This window comes from Blautia sp. MSJ-9 (genome assembly GCF_018919065.1).
Lineage (GTDB): Bacteria > Bacillota > Clostridia > Lachnospirales > Lachnospiraceae > Blautia_A.
On record NZ_JAHLQG010000020.1, the window covers coordinates 1 to 14,389 of the forward strand.

General features: G+C 41.4%; 15 protein-coding genes. 8 read left to right on the plus strand and 7 right to left on the minus strand.

Translation table 11 applies throughout. From position 1 onward, the window contains the following. Positions 1-432 precede the first annotated feature (432 nt). Both KQI87_RS05410 and KQI87_RS05415 read left to right on the plus strand, forming a co-directional pair. On the plus strand, positions 433-1,422 hold the full coding sequence (locus KQI87_RS05410) for an AEC family transporter (protein WP_216459224.1): 990 nt from the start codon (positions 433-435) through the stop codon (positions 1,420-1,422). Positions 1,423-1,984: 562 nt separating this feature from the next. Continuing rightward, positions 1,985-2,245, plus strand: coding sequence for a hypothetical protein (locus tag KQI87_RS05415; RefSeq protein ID WP_216459335.1), 261 nt, complete (start codon positions 1,985-1,987; stop codon positions 2,243-2,245). Between the two features lie 35 nt (positions 2,246-2,280). Here KQI87_RS05415 and KQI87_RS05420 read toward each other — a convergent pair whose 3' ends face one another. From KQI87_RS05420 to KQI87_RS05435, 5 genes are all read right to left on the minus strand, one after another. Next, positions 2,281-2,973, minus strand: coding sequence for a hypothetical protein (locus tag KQI87_RS05420; RefSeq protein WP_216459225.1), 693 nt, complete (start codon positions 2,971-2,973; stop codon positions 2,281-2,283). A gap of 144 nt (positions 2,974-3,117) precedes the next feature. After that, positions 3,118-3,240 (minus strand): hypothetical protein, encoded by a 123-nt coding sequence (locus tag KQI87_RS16800; RefSeq protein WP_256444809.1) that lies wholly within the window; start codon positions 3,238-3,240, stop codon positions 3,118-3,120. A gap of 32 nt (positions 3,241-3,272) precedes the next feature. Then, positions 3,273-3,863 (minus strand): cation:dicarboxylate symporter family transporter, encoded by a 591-nt coding sequence (locus KQI87_RS05425; RefSeq protein ID WP_216459328.1) that lies wholly within the window; start codon positions 3,861-3,863, stop codon positions 3,273-3,275. Positions 3,864-4,209: 346 nt separating this feature from the next. Next, positions 4,210-5,472 carry a chloride channel protein gene (locus KQI87_RS05430; RefSeq protein ID WP_216459226.1) on the minus strand — a complete coding sequence of 421 codons (1,263 nt, stop codon included), beginning with the start codon at positions 5,470-5,472 and terminating at the stop codon, positions 4,210-4,212. Between the two features lie 18 nt (positions 5,473-5,490). Then, positions 5,491-6,027: an HdeD family acid-resistance protein gene (locus KQI87_RS05435; RefSeq protein ID WP_253292386.1), complete on the minus strand. Its 537-nt coding sequence runs from the start codon at positions 6,025-6,027 to the stop codon at positions 5,491-5,493. Positions 6,028-6,138: 111 nt separating this feature from the next. Here KQI87_RS05435 and KQI87_RS05440 point away from each other — a divergent pair, with 111 nt between their 5' ends. Beyond that, positions 6,139-6,552, plus strand: coding sequence for a potassium channel family protein (locus KQI87_RS05440; protein ID WP_173705004.1), 414 nt, complete (start codon positions 6,139-6,141; stop codon positions 6,550-6,552). 9 nt (positions 6,553-6,561) lie between these two features. Here KQI87_RS05440 and KQI87_RS05445 read toward each other — a convergent pair whose 3' ends face one another. Both KQI87_RS05445 and KQI87_RS05450 read right to left on the minus strand, forming a co-directional pair. After that, the gene (locus tag KQI87_RS05445; RefSeq protein ID WP_216459227.1) at positions 6,562-7,350 is read right to left on the minus strand and encodes a hypothetical protein; all 789 of its coding nucleotides are present in this window, start codon (positions 7,348-7,350) and stop codon (positions 6,562-6,564) included. A gap of 80 nt (positions 7,351-7,430) precedes the next feature. Then, positions 7,431-8,741 carry a tRNA(Met) cytidine acetate ligase gene (locus tag KQI87_RS05450; protein ID WP_216459228.1) on the minus strand — a complete coding sequence of 437 codons (1,311 nt, stop codon included), beginning with the start codon at positions 8,739-8,741 and terminating at the stop codon, positions 7,431-7,433. 252 nt (positions 8,742-8,993) lie between these two features. Between KQI87_RS05450 and pta the strand changes: the two genes are divergently transcribed. The 5 genes from pta to KQI87_RS05475 all read left to right on the plus strand — a co-directional run bounded on the left by pta (position 8,994) and on the right by KQI87_RS05475 (position 14,224). Next, complete coding sequence (pta, locus tag KQI87_RS05455; protein WP_216459229.1) at positions 8,994-10,004, plus strand: phosphate acetyltransferase; 1,011 nt, start codon at positions 8,994-8,996, stop codon at positions 10,002-10,004. A 237-nt stretch (positions 10,005-10,241) separates the two neighbouring features. After that, positions 10,242-11,432 (plus strand): acetate/propionate family kinase, encoded by a 1,191-nt coding sequence (locus KQI87_RS05460; RefSeq protein ID WP_117843938.1) that lies wholly within the window; start codon positions 10,242-10,244, stop codon positions 11,430-11,432. Positions 11,433-11,899: 467 nt separating this feature from the next. Beyond that, positions 11,900-12,427 carry a YceD family protein gene (locus KQI87_RS05465; RefSeq protein ID WP_216459230.1) on the plus strand — a complete coding sequence of 176 codons (528 nt, stop codon included), beginning with the start codon at positions 11,900-11,902 and terminating at the stop codon, positions 12,425-12,427. Positions 12,428-12,431: 4 nt separating this feature from the next. Continuing rightward, positions 12,432-12,614: a 50S ribosomal protein L32 gene (gene rpmF / locus KQI87_RS05470; protein ID WP_008704709.1), complete on the plus strand. Its 183-nt coding sequence runs from the start codon at positions 12,432-12,434 to the stop codon at positions 12,612-12,614. 257 nt (positions 12,615-12,871) lie between these two features. Continuing rightward, positions 12,872-14,224 carry an MATE family efflux transporter gene (locus tag KQI87_RS05475; RefSeq protein WP_216459231.1) on the plus strand — a complete coding sequence of 451 codons (1,353 nt, stop codon included), beginning with the start codon at positions 12,872-12,874 and terminating at the stop codon, positions 14,222-14,224. The last annotated feature ends 165 nt before the right edge of the window (positions 14,225-14,389 follow it).

Genomic DNA, 14,389 nt, shown 5'->3' on the forward strand with positions numbered 1-14,389 from the left:
CCCCTTCCGGTAACGGAAAGGTCTTTGCTGGAGGCAAAAGTCCCTCCGGTAAAGCGTAGAACCTCATGTGTTTATGCAGATCTGAAAGAACTTCATTTACAAATGGAAATCTTAAAGGCGGCATAAATGCAGGCAGATATACAGCGGACTACCTGCAATGTGGGAACCTGCCATATCTGGCATGGAAAAATGCGCATAACTGCGCTGGCCTAAGTTACAGGCGTATCCGCCGATATTTAGTCTGACGCCTAAAGCGTCTGGAAGCACGCGACTTCAGTCGTGTGAGGATAAAGTTTTTAATTCACGGAAGAATCCTTTATGAAAAATAAATAATGCGAATGCAGAAGAAAGGAAATAGCAACAATGGGACAGATACATGATATTGAAAAATTAAAAATCAAGACAGGCAAAAACACTCCGGAGAATTGACTTATGAGCACATTAAATATTCTTCTTAATCAGATCGGAATGTTTGTCATCTACATTCTGGCAGGCATCATTCTGATCCGGACACATGTGTTGAACCGGGAAAATATGGAAGTCGTTTCCAGACTTGTGATCAAACTGGCACTGCCGGTCATGATTTTTACAAATACGGTAAATGGAGTGGATAAGCAAATGCTTTTCCACTCCCTGCCGATTCTCGGAATCGCATTCTTTATGTACATATGCCTGTTTGGACTCAGCTTTCTTTCGGGAAAAATACTGCACCTGCAAGGTGACCACCAGCAGCTTTATTCTGCTATGAGTGCTTTTGGAAATATTGGCTTTATGGGAATCCCCATTGTCACAAGTATCTTTCCGGAAAGAGGAATGCTGTATATCTCGGTATTTACCATGATAGACCAGCTGATGCTGTGGACAGTCGGGGTAAGGCTAACCTCGAAGGCAGAGGATACAGTGGAAACTACTTCAAAAAATTCATCACAATGTGGAAAAAATGTTGGTGCCGTAAAGCATTCTACATTTGACTTTAAAAAGCTAATTAACCCGGTAACAGTTGCTATCGTATTGGCATTATTCTGTATTCTTGCAGGCCTTACCTTACCGGAGATTCTGAACACAGCATTCTCAAAAATCGGAGCAACAGCAACACCTCTGGCAATGATTTATCTTGGCGGAGTCTTTGCATGTATGGATGTAAAAAAATACATTTGCAAACTGGACTATTATGGAATCGTCGCAATCAAAATGCTGATTTTTCCGGTGCTGTTTTATCTGATACTGGGGTTACTTCCAATATCGGCAGAAATCCGTATGACCATGACACTCACATCCGCTATGCCGGTAATGTCATCAGTAGTTATGATGGCAAATACATACGGCACAGACGGCGACTATGCCATGGGTGGAATCCTGGTGACAACAGTCTGCTCGATCGTGACGTTACCGTTTGTATACTGGGTGCTGCAGTTTATCTGAAACAGGAGCAAAAATAATGAATGAGCGTAAACAAAGTTGACGAAAAGAAATAGTCCGGCTACCCTGCAATGGGAATCAATAATGCGGGAAATAGAGGGAGAAGATTCTGCTGAGGAATGGCGGGAATCTGTTCTGTACAGATACAAAATTCCGCCAAAGAAACCAAAGATCAGTCCGGTATATCCACCGGCACAAAGGATAACTGTTAATTTAGTAATACACCGATCATAGAGATGAAAAATCCTGCCAGAAGTCCGAGTGTTGTCCATTCAATAAGTGAAACTGCCAGAAATACAGCGGAAGCATGTGATTTTTTTATCTGATTGTTAATAGAAGTCCATGCGGTTTCAGGCTGTATGATTAAATGTATAACAGATTTGAAGCAGAAGGAAATGTTTATGGCAGATCAGAAAATAGATAATCTTTTAAATCTGGCTATGGATGCGACGCCAGAGGAACGCAGGAAATGTTACATCTATGCTGTTTTTATATTTGGGTGATTTTGAAATGTGCCAGACACTACGCCATGTTTTGGAACATTGAGGGTCTGACCCTATGAAGTATGAATACAGGTATTTTGCCAATTAAAAAGGAAAAAACTCAGTCTGCCTTAAACAATTTTGATGAATTTACCATGGTAAGTCCAAGTATTCTGGCGCAGTATATCGGATTTACGGAACTCTTAGCTATGATAATGACAGACAAAATTTCCGCGGGAGCTTCCGGTAAAAATATCATGTTCAGCCCGACAAGCTTGAACGTTGCACTCGGCATGATCGCAGAAAAAAGGACCCCCGAAAAACAAGAGTCCTTTTGTGCATAAATAAAATGACAGCATCTTACTGTGGCAGTGGGATGCTACTTTTTATACCAGAATTTCTTACATTGCACTTTCGTCTTTCCATCTGGGGCATCCGTCATCCTTCCGATTTTGAACCTGTAATTTTTGGTCTTTCCGGCTGGGATATTTACATTGTAGGTTTTGGTGGGCGTTGCAGTTTCATCCAGCGGTATCTCAAAATACATTGTTACCTTTGTAATGGTATAACTTGAAGTGTTTTGCATACGGGCAGTTATATACAGCTCGCCGGTGTTGGGATTATAATCATATCCCTTGTAGCTGACCTTGAGCTGGTTTAGCTTAGGGGTAGCTGACCGGTACCAGAACGATAAGCATTTTACCTTAGGTGATTTATATGGCTGCTGAGCCATTTTTCCAACATAAACAGTCTTGTTTACTGTTTTTCCAGGATTGATTGTTACACTGAAGGTCTGGGTTATGGTTCCATCTTCCATGATTGGGATCGTATATTCCATTTTTACTTTTGTAATTGTATAACTGGAAGTATTTTTCAGCTTCAGCTTCAGATATAACTTTGCGGTATCATTGTCATATTGGAATCCGCTGCAGCTTACTTTAAGCTGCTTGGCAGTTGGCTTGGAAGCAGCCAGTGTCAGCTTTGGAAAAAATGAAAGTACGGCAAATGCTGTCAGAAAGAAAAATACCAGATAGCTTCTGCGTTTTTTTATAAAGCGGTCCTTCATACTCATAAAATCTCCTCCTTACACGATAGGCTATAATAGTTTCAGGCAAATATTATGACTTTTGGTACACGTAATATTTTGCCCAAGTTTATTCTATAGTTACCATATAATAGGAGAGAGGAAATTTCTATTAACTATTGGTTAATTTTTTTATTCCAGTAATCTGTTTTTTTGATTCAGATCAATATTCTTACTGAACATTGGGGTCAGAAAGGATTCATACGCCATTTCGCCTGACAGATTACTCACGAATGTTCCTGCTCGGTTTGTCATAATTGTTTCCTTTCCCTTTCTCTTTAACTTCTTCAGATCCGCAGTTTTTCTTCATCCAGCAAATTTAATTTTTTTGCAGAAAGTATAAGTTCTGTTTGTAGAAATGCAAGATTGCAGGCTGTTAAAAATGCATCCATGAGTAACTCGATACTGATCACTAATGCAATTCCTGCAGAGGGGATTCCTAATTGTGCAAATAAAATGGTATAACAGGATAAACCTCCGCCGGGGATTGGCGGTGTTGCAATTGCCAGAATCGTACAGGTTATAATGGAGGTTATGATCCAGACGATGGTTATCTCTGTGCCAAAGCTCTGACCGGTACACAGGGATACAATAAAAAACTGGATTGCTCCAGCTGGCATAAAAATGATTTGTCCGATAGAAACACCAAAGTTAATTAATTTTTTATCTATACCAAGTGCCTTGCAGCTTTCAATGTTGGTTCCAAAAGCAGCTGATGAGGAGGAGGTAGAAAGTGCAATTAAAAAGGTAGGAAGTAATTTTTTTATTAAAACTCCAGGCTTTACTTTACACTTCCAGCAGACCAGGCCAATATAAAACATGAGAGTTATACTTGTAATGAGTATAACTAAAATAATCTGTTTTATAAGACTGAACAGCCTTGATGTTACTGTTCACTCTGTTCACAGCAACACGCTTCGCGATGCACAGAATTTATGCTGATCGCATAAATTCGCGCGGTATGTCTCGGGTTTTCTGTTGCCATGCATCCGTAGGGAGCTGCCAGTGGCAGGTCCTGTAGGTGACCTTCGCTCACAAAAAACACCTCGCGGGATATTACCAGTGAACAGTAATGCCTTGATTCTTCTTACACTGCTGTATACAGAAAGTAAGTGCCTCAAACATTGATACAGGCATGATAGCGGAATTTCCACTGTCTTATACTACACCATGTTTTGAGACACTTACGAATTCTGGTAATATACGGATAATTACCTGCTTTTGTTAAATTGCAGAACTTACCTGCTCCGGGTTGAATACAGTGAGTTTACTTCCGGCTGCTGCGGCAATGAAAATCCAGATAAACATTTTAACCGGGAAGCAGAGGAAGAGGAGCATGGTCACTGCCAGCGGTTTTTTCATAATTCCGCCAAGGAGTGCAGCGGTAACGATCGCGGCTCCGAATACAACATGTCCTCCGTCTGCTCCGCATGCCAGCATTGCTACGCCATATCCCATAGATACTCCGGCAAAGATTACGGGGAAGAAATGACCGCCCTTCAGTCCGAACTGTATACAGAGATTCGTCAGCAGAACTTTGAAAAATGCAATCCCGATAAGTGTCAGCGGAAGATAGGAAGTGTAAGTTTCCATAAGATTTCCCATCTGCTCTTCTCCGGAAAAGAGAAGTACAGGAAGGAAGGTTCCTGTGATTCCGAGACATAATCCTGCCAGAGTTTCTTTTATAACCGGTGGAACTTTCTGAGAAATACTTTTAAGCAGCTCATGTGTTCCAAGATAAAAGTATGCCAGAATAAGACCACACAGGATATACAGGATCATAAACAGGTAATCTTTCTTCTCGAGTTCAACCATATCAAAGGATGGGAAACCGGAAAGTCCTGCGCCAAACAGAGAGGATAGGCCGGCATAAATTCCTGTGCCTGCCGCAAGCGCGATCCCATAGATGAATAATTTGGAACCCTTTGTTAAGGAAGTAAGATCTTCATCTGTATTTTCCTCTACTTCAAAGATACCAAACAGTGGTGCATGAAACAGGACACTCATGGAAACTGCTGCTCCGATCTGTGAATAATTTTTGGTATTCTGTCCGGCGAATTTCAGATTGTCTCCGGCCCAGTAACATAAGCCTACGATAATTCCGGTAAGACCTGCTTCTGGTCCGATACTGCTTCCTATCAGAAGTGGAAGAAGAGCAGCAATCATCATTACAAGCATGTTTTTGTATTCGTATCTTTTTTCTTTTCGGACTTTGTCCATGACTGTTTCGAGTTCTTCGGGATAATCTCCCAACAATTTTCGAAAAACACCTGTAATTGCCGCGCCGACTGTGCAGACAAAAATCGTATAATATGGAAGAGAAATCTTTTCCGGAATCCAGTTCCACAGGAATTCTGTTCCTACGGACATTATTTTTAACAACAGCCATACCAGTGCACCGGCTGCAGCGCCAATGATCGCACAGAACAGCCATAGTTCCATCTGGTTTTTCAGAGCGACATTTTTTTCTGCTTTTTTGTTAGTCATATAGTGATAACCTTCTTATTATTTGGATTCTTTTCCAAAGCTGATTCCAAGGACAATCATGTTGATTCCCTGCATTAAAACAGAAAATGCGATCATATATCCTGCAGAGATCATGGTAAGTACAGGGTGGGTAAATGATATGATGCTGACAATGACAGATAAAACACCACAGATAATGCTCAGGATTCCTTTTCCCTTGGAGGTGTTGTATGTCTTCATGCCGCCGACGATCTGGAAAATACCATAGATCAGGATGACTGCACCGACCATATAAGCTGCCATTACATCTGTAATGAATCTCTGGATACCGCTGAAAAGTAAGATAAGACCTGCAAGTCCTTCGAGAACACCGAGGATACATGCGCCGATTTCTTTCTTTTCTTTAGATAAAGAGAGAGCTACAAGTTCGATACCATTTACAAACAGAAGGATTCCCAGAATCCAGCCGATAGAGAGAAAGGTTCTCATTGGTCTTACAAGAGTATAGATGCCTAATAATACAGTTAAAATTCCTGTGATCAGGATGACGATTTTTAATGTTTTGTTGTCTTTCATACGAGAATTCTCCTTTATATGTCACAAAGCTTTTGTGTTGCAAGTGAAACCGTTTTATACTATACTTCAATTAATTTCAGGCAGTATATTATTTCATTGGAGGACAGGTATATGAAAAGAATTAAAGTATTAGGCAGTGTGTTAAAACGGACTCGCGCAGATAAAATTATCATTGGTTTTATTGTGTTTATTTTTGCTATCGCAGCAGTGATCCAGCTGGTTGAACCGGACATTAACCGATACGGAGATGCGCTGTGGTATTGCTATGCGGTGATCTCCACTGCCGGATTTGGCGATGTGGTTGCGATTACCTTTATTGGAAAAATGTGTTCCGTTCTTCTGACGATCTATTCGCTTTTTGTAGTTGCCATTGCCACCGGGGTAGTGGTTAATTTCTACACCCAGATGGTGGAATTGCAGCGAAAAGAGACACTTGCCATGTTTATGGATCAGCTGGAAAGACTTCCTGAGCTTTCCAGAGAAGAGCTGGAGAATATTTCCAGAAAAGTGCGCCAGTTTCGGTAGCTGTGGATCTTACTGATCTCTGGAAGAATGTTCTTCTTCCTGCTTGCTGCGTACCTGCGGGATCAGAGAAGCTGCCAGCTTTCCTTTTCCGCGGTTTCGCAGATACAGAATACCAATGATAGAAAATACCACTGCGCCGATAAAGTTTACGATCAAATCTTTCATGGTATCAACAATACCAATATCAAGATAGCCTCCCAGATTCCAGGTCTCGCCGTTAACGACCAGAGACTGAACATCTACATGGATCGGAACATTTGCACCGGTAGGATTCAGCTTTACAGAGTTGATGGCCGGTACGATCCAGTCCTTCTGCATATCCATTCCAAAGAACCAGTCCATGCTGAATTCAAAGAATTCCCACATAACACCAACAGTCATTGAAAAACAGAATGCAAAAAAAGCTACAAAATACGGTGACATTTTAATGGAAAACCTGTCACTGCGGTTAAAAAGATCAATCAGTGCAAATCCGATGGCAGCCATCAGAAAACCGTTAGTAGTATGCAAAATGGTATCCCAGATAGGGATTTTTACATAAAAGGCATTGATCTCGCCAAGAATTTCTGCTGAAAAGATAAAGATCAGAATGACTGTTTCCAGTCCCGGTGGTATTGTGACGTTCAGTTTCCTGTCCAGAAACTGGGGAACCATAAAAAGGATCAATGTCAAGATTCCCAGAAACATATTGTGGTAATTTCCAAGGAAAAACTGACGTACAACGGATAAGATTACCAGGGCGGTAAGCACCATCTGGATTTTTGTTCTGTTCTTTTTCAAACCTGAATTAGCTTTCATTTTTCTTTTCCTCCTTCCTTATTTTATATCCTTATCCTCACTGTTTGTATTTTAACATAAGTGCATCCAAACAACAAGAATTATAGAATAATAAGCTGTTTCTGGGACTCGTGGCAGAATTTTCTGCCGGTTTTCAGACAAAGGAGTTTTTCATATAAATTGGAAGAAAAAACAGTTTCAGATAAAATCTGATTACCTTCACTGTCCAAAAGATTTTGGGCGTCCGCAAGCTTGGTGATAAGAGGAATTCGGCTGTGCTGCTTGATCCGGCTTAGCAGTTCACTGCTTTCTTTACGGAAACCAAGAACCCGGGCAAAGGGAATCTGTGTAGGTGCAGTATGGATATTTAATATAATATGAAGCAATGCCCTCTGTATTCTTGTCTGAGTCAGCTCTCTGGTTTTTAAAACAGATACAGACTGGGAAAAGGACAGCAGGAGATTCTGCTGATTTATGATCCTTCGGGCGAGATCTTCGGAAACATCCAGATAGGAAGAAAGGCTTTTCACATTCTCCTTCATTAGGCAGTAGGAGAGAATAGAGTCCAGAGAATTTTCTGTGAGAAATTCACCGGAATTTACAGCTTTCTGAAAAACAGGAAAAGCCTGTTCAGGAATCTGGGATGCCAGGGAATCCGGATTAGGGGAATTCTGAAGAATCAGATTTCGTATGGCAGTTGCAGATGCAAAGAAATCAGTGGGTGACTGTAAATCCGGGGAAGTTGCTGTGGAATTTCCATCAGGGACAGTGGTTTCATGATATCCCATTCCTTCCCTGCGGATCGTGACAGGTCGGATCCGGCTGTTCAGGCGGAGAAGTGCCTTGCAGTATTCGATTCCCAGGATATTATTTGGTGTATTCAGAATCTGTGTAACTTCATTTAAAAGAGGAGTGAGTACCCCGTCAAAATCGTCACCGCTGAAGTTGCGTGGATTCTTAAAAAATTCTGTCAGTGCCTGGCTTCTGGCAGCGGGAAAAGTCAGCCCTTCGCTTAAAAAGCTTTTCAGCAACTTCTTGTATTCTTCCGGTTCTTCTACAAGAATCTCAGCCAATTCCTTCAGTGCGCTGATCTCCCCGGATTCACTTCCAAAACAGAGCATATCAACAACGCCAAGGCCGTCTAACAGGGAAACACCGCCCATTGCAAAGGCTTCCGCACTTGCCGTAGAGATGGATACCGGCATTTCAAGTACAAGGTCAGCACCACACCGCAGAGCCATTTCTGCACGTGCGTGTTTGGAGATGAGAGCAGGAGTGCCGCGTTGCACATAATCTCCGCTCATGGCAACAATAACGTAGTCTGCTTTTAACCTTTCCTTTGTATACCTGATTTGATATTCATGTCCTTTGTGAAAAGGATTATATTCTGCAATAATTCCTGCTGTTTTCATAAATTTATACAGATGCTCCTTTCTGAAATTCTGTAGAGTTCTCTCTTTTTTACCATATTGCATCTTAAAAAATACTTTTTTATGTCATATTCTACCATTCAGATGCTTGAAATACAAGGCTTCAGGAGGTATAATGAAGACAGCGCAGAAAACAGATTACTGTTCACTGTATATATTCGGTGAATGGTAATGACATCTGGTATACAGATATTGTGATATCAGAACTGCTATATGAAAGGAGCCATTTTAATCATGGGATTTATTGACACACTCAAAGAGAGAGCAAAAGCAAACGTAAAAACAATCGTACTTCCGGAGACAGAGGATAAGAGAACTCTGGCAGCTACAGAGAAAATTTTAAAAGAAGGAATTGCAAAGGTTATCCTTGTTGGTAACGAAGAAGCTGTTAAAAAGAGTGCAGCTGAAGACGGATATGATATTTCCGGCGCACAGATCGTAGATCCTGCTACATCAGAGAAAACACAGGGATACATTGACAAGTTAGTAGAATTAAGACAGAAAAAAGGCATGACACCGGATCAGGCTAAAGAGATTCTTCTTAACCAGTATCTGTACTATGGTGTAATGATGGTAAAAATGGGCGATGCAGACGGTATGGTATCCGGTGCATGTCATTCTACAGCTGATACATTAAGACCATGCCTTCAGATCCTGAAAACAAAACCAGGTACAAAACTTGTATCCGCATTCTTCTTAATGGTAGTTCCGAACTGCGAATATGGCGCAAACGGCGCATTTGTATTTGCTGATTCCGGTCTGAACCAGAACCCGAATCCAGAAGAACTTGCAGCAATCGCAGCATCTTCTGCAGAATCTTTCGAACTTCTCGTTCAGGAGAAACCAGTTGTAGCTATGCTTTCACACTCCACTAAAGGCAGTGCAAAACATGCTGACGTAGACAAAGTTGTAGAAGCTACAAAGATCGCAAAAGAGCAGAATCCGGAACTTGCACTTGACGGAGAATTCCAGCTTGACGCAGCTATCGTTCCAAGCGTAGGCGCTTCTAAAGCTCCTGGAAGCGAAGTAGCTGGTAAAGCTAACGTACTTGTATTCCCGGACCTTGATGCAGGTAACATCGGATACAAACTTGTACAGCGTCTTGCAAAAGCAGAAGCTTACGGACCTGTAACCCAGGGTATTGCTAAACCTGTAAATGACCTGTCCCGTGGATGCTCTGCAGACGATATCGTTGGTGTAGTAGCTATCACAGCTGTACAGTGCCAGGCTGACGACAACAAATAAGATTTCGTCATATAACAGATTCCAATCGGATCGAAAATATTTGATTGACTACATAATTAAAGGCATCGGAGGAGATATGTTCTGATTCTGATGCCTTTGATATCATTGCTCATATTTCCCTGGAAATAGTGAGAATATTAATATTATAATATGAAAGGAAAAGCTGACAGAAATATCCGAAGACTTGTACCGGGATTATGGACAATATTCGAAATTTGTTGCCGGCAGAATATGAAAATGAACGTATTAGTAATCAACTGTGGAAGTTCATCCCTGAAATATCAGCTGATCAACTCTGATTCAGAAGCAGTTCTTGCAAAAGGTCTCTGCGAGAGAATCGGTATCGATGGAAGATTAGTATATCAGAAAACAGGCTGTGACAAAGAGATCACAGAAGCTGCAATGCCTACACATAAAGAAGCAATCCAGATGGTACTGGATGCTCTCACAAATGACAAAACAGGCGCAATCGGAAGCCTGAAAGAAGTAAACGCTGTTGGACACCGTGTTGTACATGGTGGTGAGAAATTTGCGAAATCTGTAGTTATCACAGACGAAGTTATCGCAGCAGTAGAAGAGTGCAATGACCTTGCACCGCTTCACAACCCTGCAAACCTGATCGGTATCCGTGTATGCTCCGAGCTTATGCCGGGTGTACCTCAGGTAGCAGTATTCGATACAGCTTTCCATCAGACAATGCCTGCAAAAGCATATCTCTATGGTCTTCCGATCGAATATTACAAGAACTACAAAGTAAGAAGATATGGTTTCCACGGAACATCCCACAGCTTCGTTTCCAAACGTGCTGTTGAATTCCTTGGTCTTGACAAAGACAACTCCAAAGTTATCGTTTGCCACCTTGGAAATGGTTCTTCCATCAGTGCTGTTGTAAACGGCGAGTGTGTTGATACAACAATGGGTCTTACTCCACTTGAAGGTGTTGTTATGGGAACACGTTCCGGTAACATTGACCCGGCTATCATGGAATTTATCGCTAAGAAAGAGAACCTTGACATCACAGGTATGATGAACGTTCTCAACAAGAAATCCGGTCTTCTTGGATTATCCGGCGGATTATCCAGTGACTTCCGTGACCTGAACGATGCAGCTCAGAGCGGAAACGAAGATGCAGCTAACGCAATCGACGTTCTCTGCTATGGTATCGCTAAATTTGTTGGCGGATATGTTGCAGCTATGAACGGTGTAGATGCGATCGTATTTACAGCAGGTATCGGTGAAAACGCTATTCCTGTACGTGAGAAAGTTGTAAGCTATCTTGGATACCTTGGAGTTACACTTGACAAAGAAGCTAACGGCGTTCGTGGAGAAGAAATCGTGATCTCTACACCGGATTCCAAAGTTAAGGTTGCTGTAATCCCTACAAACGAAGAACTTGCAATCTGCAGAGAGACTGTAGCTCTGGTTTAATCTGAAAGGTTGGAATAGTCTGCAGTATTACTGAAATTGAATGAAACAGTAATTGCTGTGATTCGTTTAGTACATCGTTTCGTAAATAACTATGTACCAGACTTTAGAGATAATTGAAATCAGCAGACAACAGAGTGTCTGTGTTATGTCCGAACGAGAGAAATATAGTTGGAGGAAACTATATTTATATAGAAGGGAAAGGTGCATCTGTCAGGGGCACCTTTCTTTCTGTCTAAGGCTGCAGTGGAATATAAAAAATGGAAGTTATTGTAATTCTGGTGCAGCATATGAACTGATACGAAGATATTTCTCAGTAAGGATGGAAATTGGTGTATAATAGTTCAGTCTATATGAGAAAATATCCCGTAAAGGAATATTACTTGACAAAATGTGAAATTTTTCTAATTTATCGTTGACAAAAGCAAAAGCGGTATGTATAATAAAACAAGTGTGGATAGGAGAAAAGTATGCAGATACATTTATCAGATATTTCATCCAGTGAAGGCATGCGTATTCAGAAAACTGTAGAGTTTGGAATGGATACAATTTCCTTTCAGTCGGGAACTTTTCCGGTACTTGCGAAAGAGCCGGTAGAGCTTACTATTGTGAATACAGGTGACAGAAATCTTGAGGTGACAGGAACAGGTAAGATTACCGTTGGTATTCCCTGTGACAGATGCCTGGAAGAGGTTTCCGTTGAGATTCCTTTAGAAATTGAGCGAAAACTTGATATGAAGCTTACGGATGAAGACCGTGTGAATGATCTGGACGAGAGTTCTTATCTCACAGGTATGGACCTGGATGTGGACCAGCTGGTCTATCTTGAGGTACTGATGAGCTGGCCTTTGAAGGTTTTATGTAGAGAAGACTGCAAAGGAATCTGTAGCCAGTGCGGGAAAAACCTCAATGACGGTCCTTGTGGATGCGTCGAGGAACCTAAGGATCCCCGTATGGCAGCTATCAGTGATATATTTAGTAAATTTAAGGAGGTGTAACATAATGTCCATCTGTCCGAAGAATAAATCTTCCAAAGCAAGACGCGATAAGAGAAGAGCAAACTGGAAAATGAGCGCTCCGAACCTTGTAAAATGCAGCAAATGTGGCGAACTGATGATGCCGCACAGAGTATGCAAAGCTTGCGGAAGCTACAACAAAAAGGAAATCATTAAAGTTGAAGACTAATTCTTAATGATTGCAAAGCATAGCAGGTTGTCCCATTAGCGTGGGGAGCCTGCTTTTTGTATGTAAAGAATATTTGAGTTTATAACATCATGCCAGAAAGTATTTTTCTCTGTAAAGCTGACAGTAAAGAATTGTATAGTTAGTAATAGAAGGAGTTACTGAGAACGGAGTGAACAATAACCAGAAGAAAAGTACATGTTATGATGAAATGAATGATTGAGATATATGTTTATAAGAATGGATGAGGGATAGAAGGAATGAACGAAAAGGAGAAGGTAAACCAGATCACAGAAGGTGTGATCTGGAAACAGCTGCTGTTATTTTTCTTTCCAATTGTATTTGGAACATTTTTTCAGCAGATTTATAATACGGCGGATACGATCGTTGTCGGTCGTTTCGTAGGAAAGCAGGCGCTTGCTGCAGTCGGAGGTTCTGCCAGTCAGATTTCAAACTTGATCGTGGGCTTTTTTGTAGGTCTTTCTTCAGGGGCTGCAGTTGTAATTTCGCAGTTTTATGGGGCAAAGGATAAGAAGAATGTAAGTAAGGCGCTGCATACCGCATTTGCATTCTCGATCGCAGCAGGTATTTTTCTGACTGTGGCGGGTATTTTTCTGACAAGACCGGCACTTCTGCTTATGAAGACACCGGCAGATGTTGTAGAGGATTCGGTTATTTATCTTCATATTTATTTTGGCGGAATGATCTTTAACCTGATCTACAATATGGGTGCTGCGATCCTGCGTGCAGTTGGAGATTCCAAGAGACCACTGTATGTTCTGATCATCACCTGTATTCTGAATATTATTCTGGATTTGCTGTTTGTGGTTGCTTTTGGCATGGGAGTAACGGGTGTGGCAGCGGCAACAGTTACTTCACAGGTGATCAGTGCGGTGATCGTAATGGGAATGCTGTTAAAGACAAAGGAAATCTATGTGTTAAAACTGCAGGAGATCCGCTTTGACAGGAGAATGCTGTTTTCTGTACTCAGGATCGGAATCCCGGCAGGACTGGAATCTGTCATGTATAATATTTCGAATATTGTGATCCAGGTATTTGTCAATAATCTCGGAACAGATACTGTGGCAGCATGGGGGACCCTTGGAAAGATCGATGCGTTATTCTGGATGGTAATTAATGCTTTTGCGATTTCCATTACTACCTTCGTTGGACAGAATTACGGGGCAGGAAAGTATCACCGTATGAGAAAGAGTGTCCGTGTCTGTATGACTATGAGTATGGTCGGTTCTGCAATATTGATCCTGTTTATGTATACATGTGCCCCGTGGATCTATAGTCTGTTTACTACAGACAGTGCAGTTATCGCACATGGCGTACATATGAGTCGTTTTATGCTCCCGTCATATTTCATCTATGTAATTATCGGAATTCTTTCCGGTGCATTGCGCGGAACGGGAAAAGTACTTGTGCCGATGATCCTTACCTGCGGAGGAGTCTGCTCTCTGCGTATCGTATGGCTTTTCACTGCAGGCAGGATGTATCCGGGAATTAATACAATTATGCTCAGTTATCCGGTTTCCTGGAGTATTACTGCAGTATTATTTATTGTATATTATTTTATGAAGTTTCCGAGTAAGAGAAATGAAATTTAATCAAATCAGGTAAGTCCCCTGCTTCAATTGCGAAAAGCGATAAGCAGTGGGACATATAGAAGATATTCTGGTTACTGTTCGTATGATATCCTGTAGAGGATATCATACGAACAGTAACCGTTTTTTTATATCGCAGGAAATTTCACTGTGATGTAAAATGCTCTC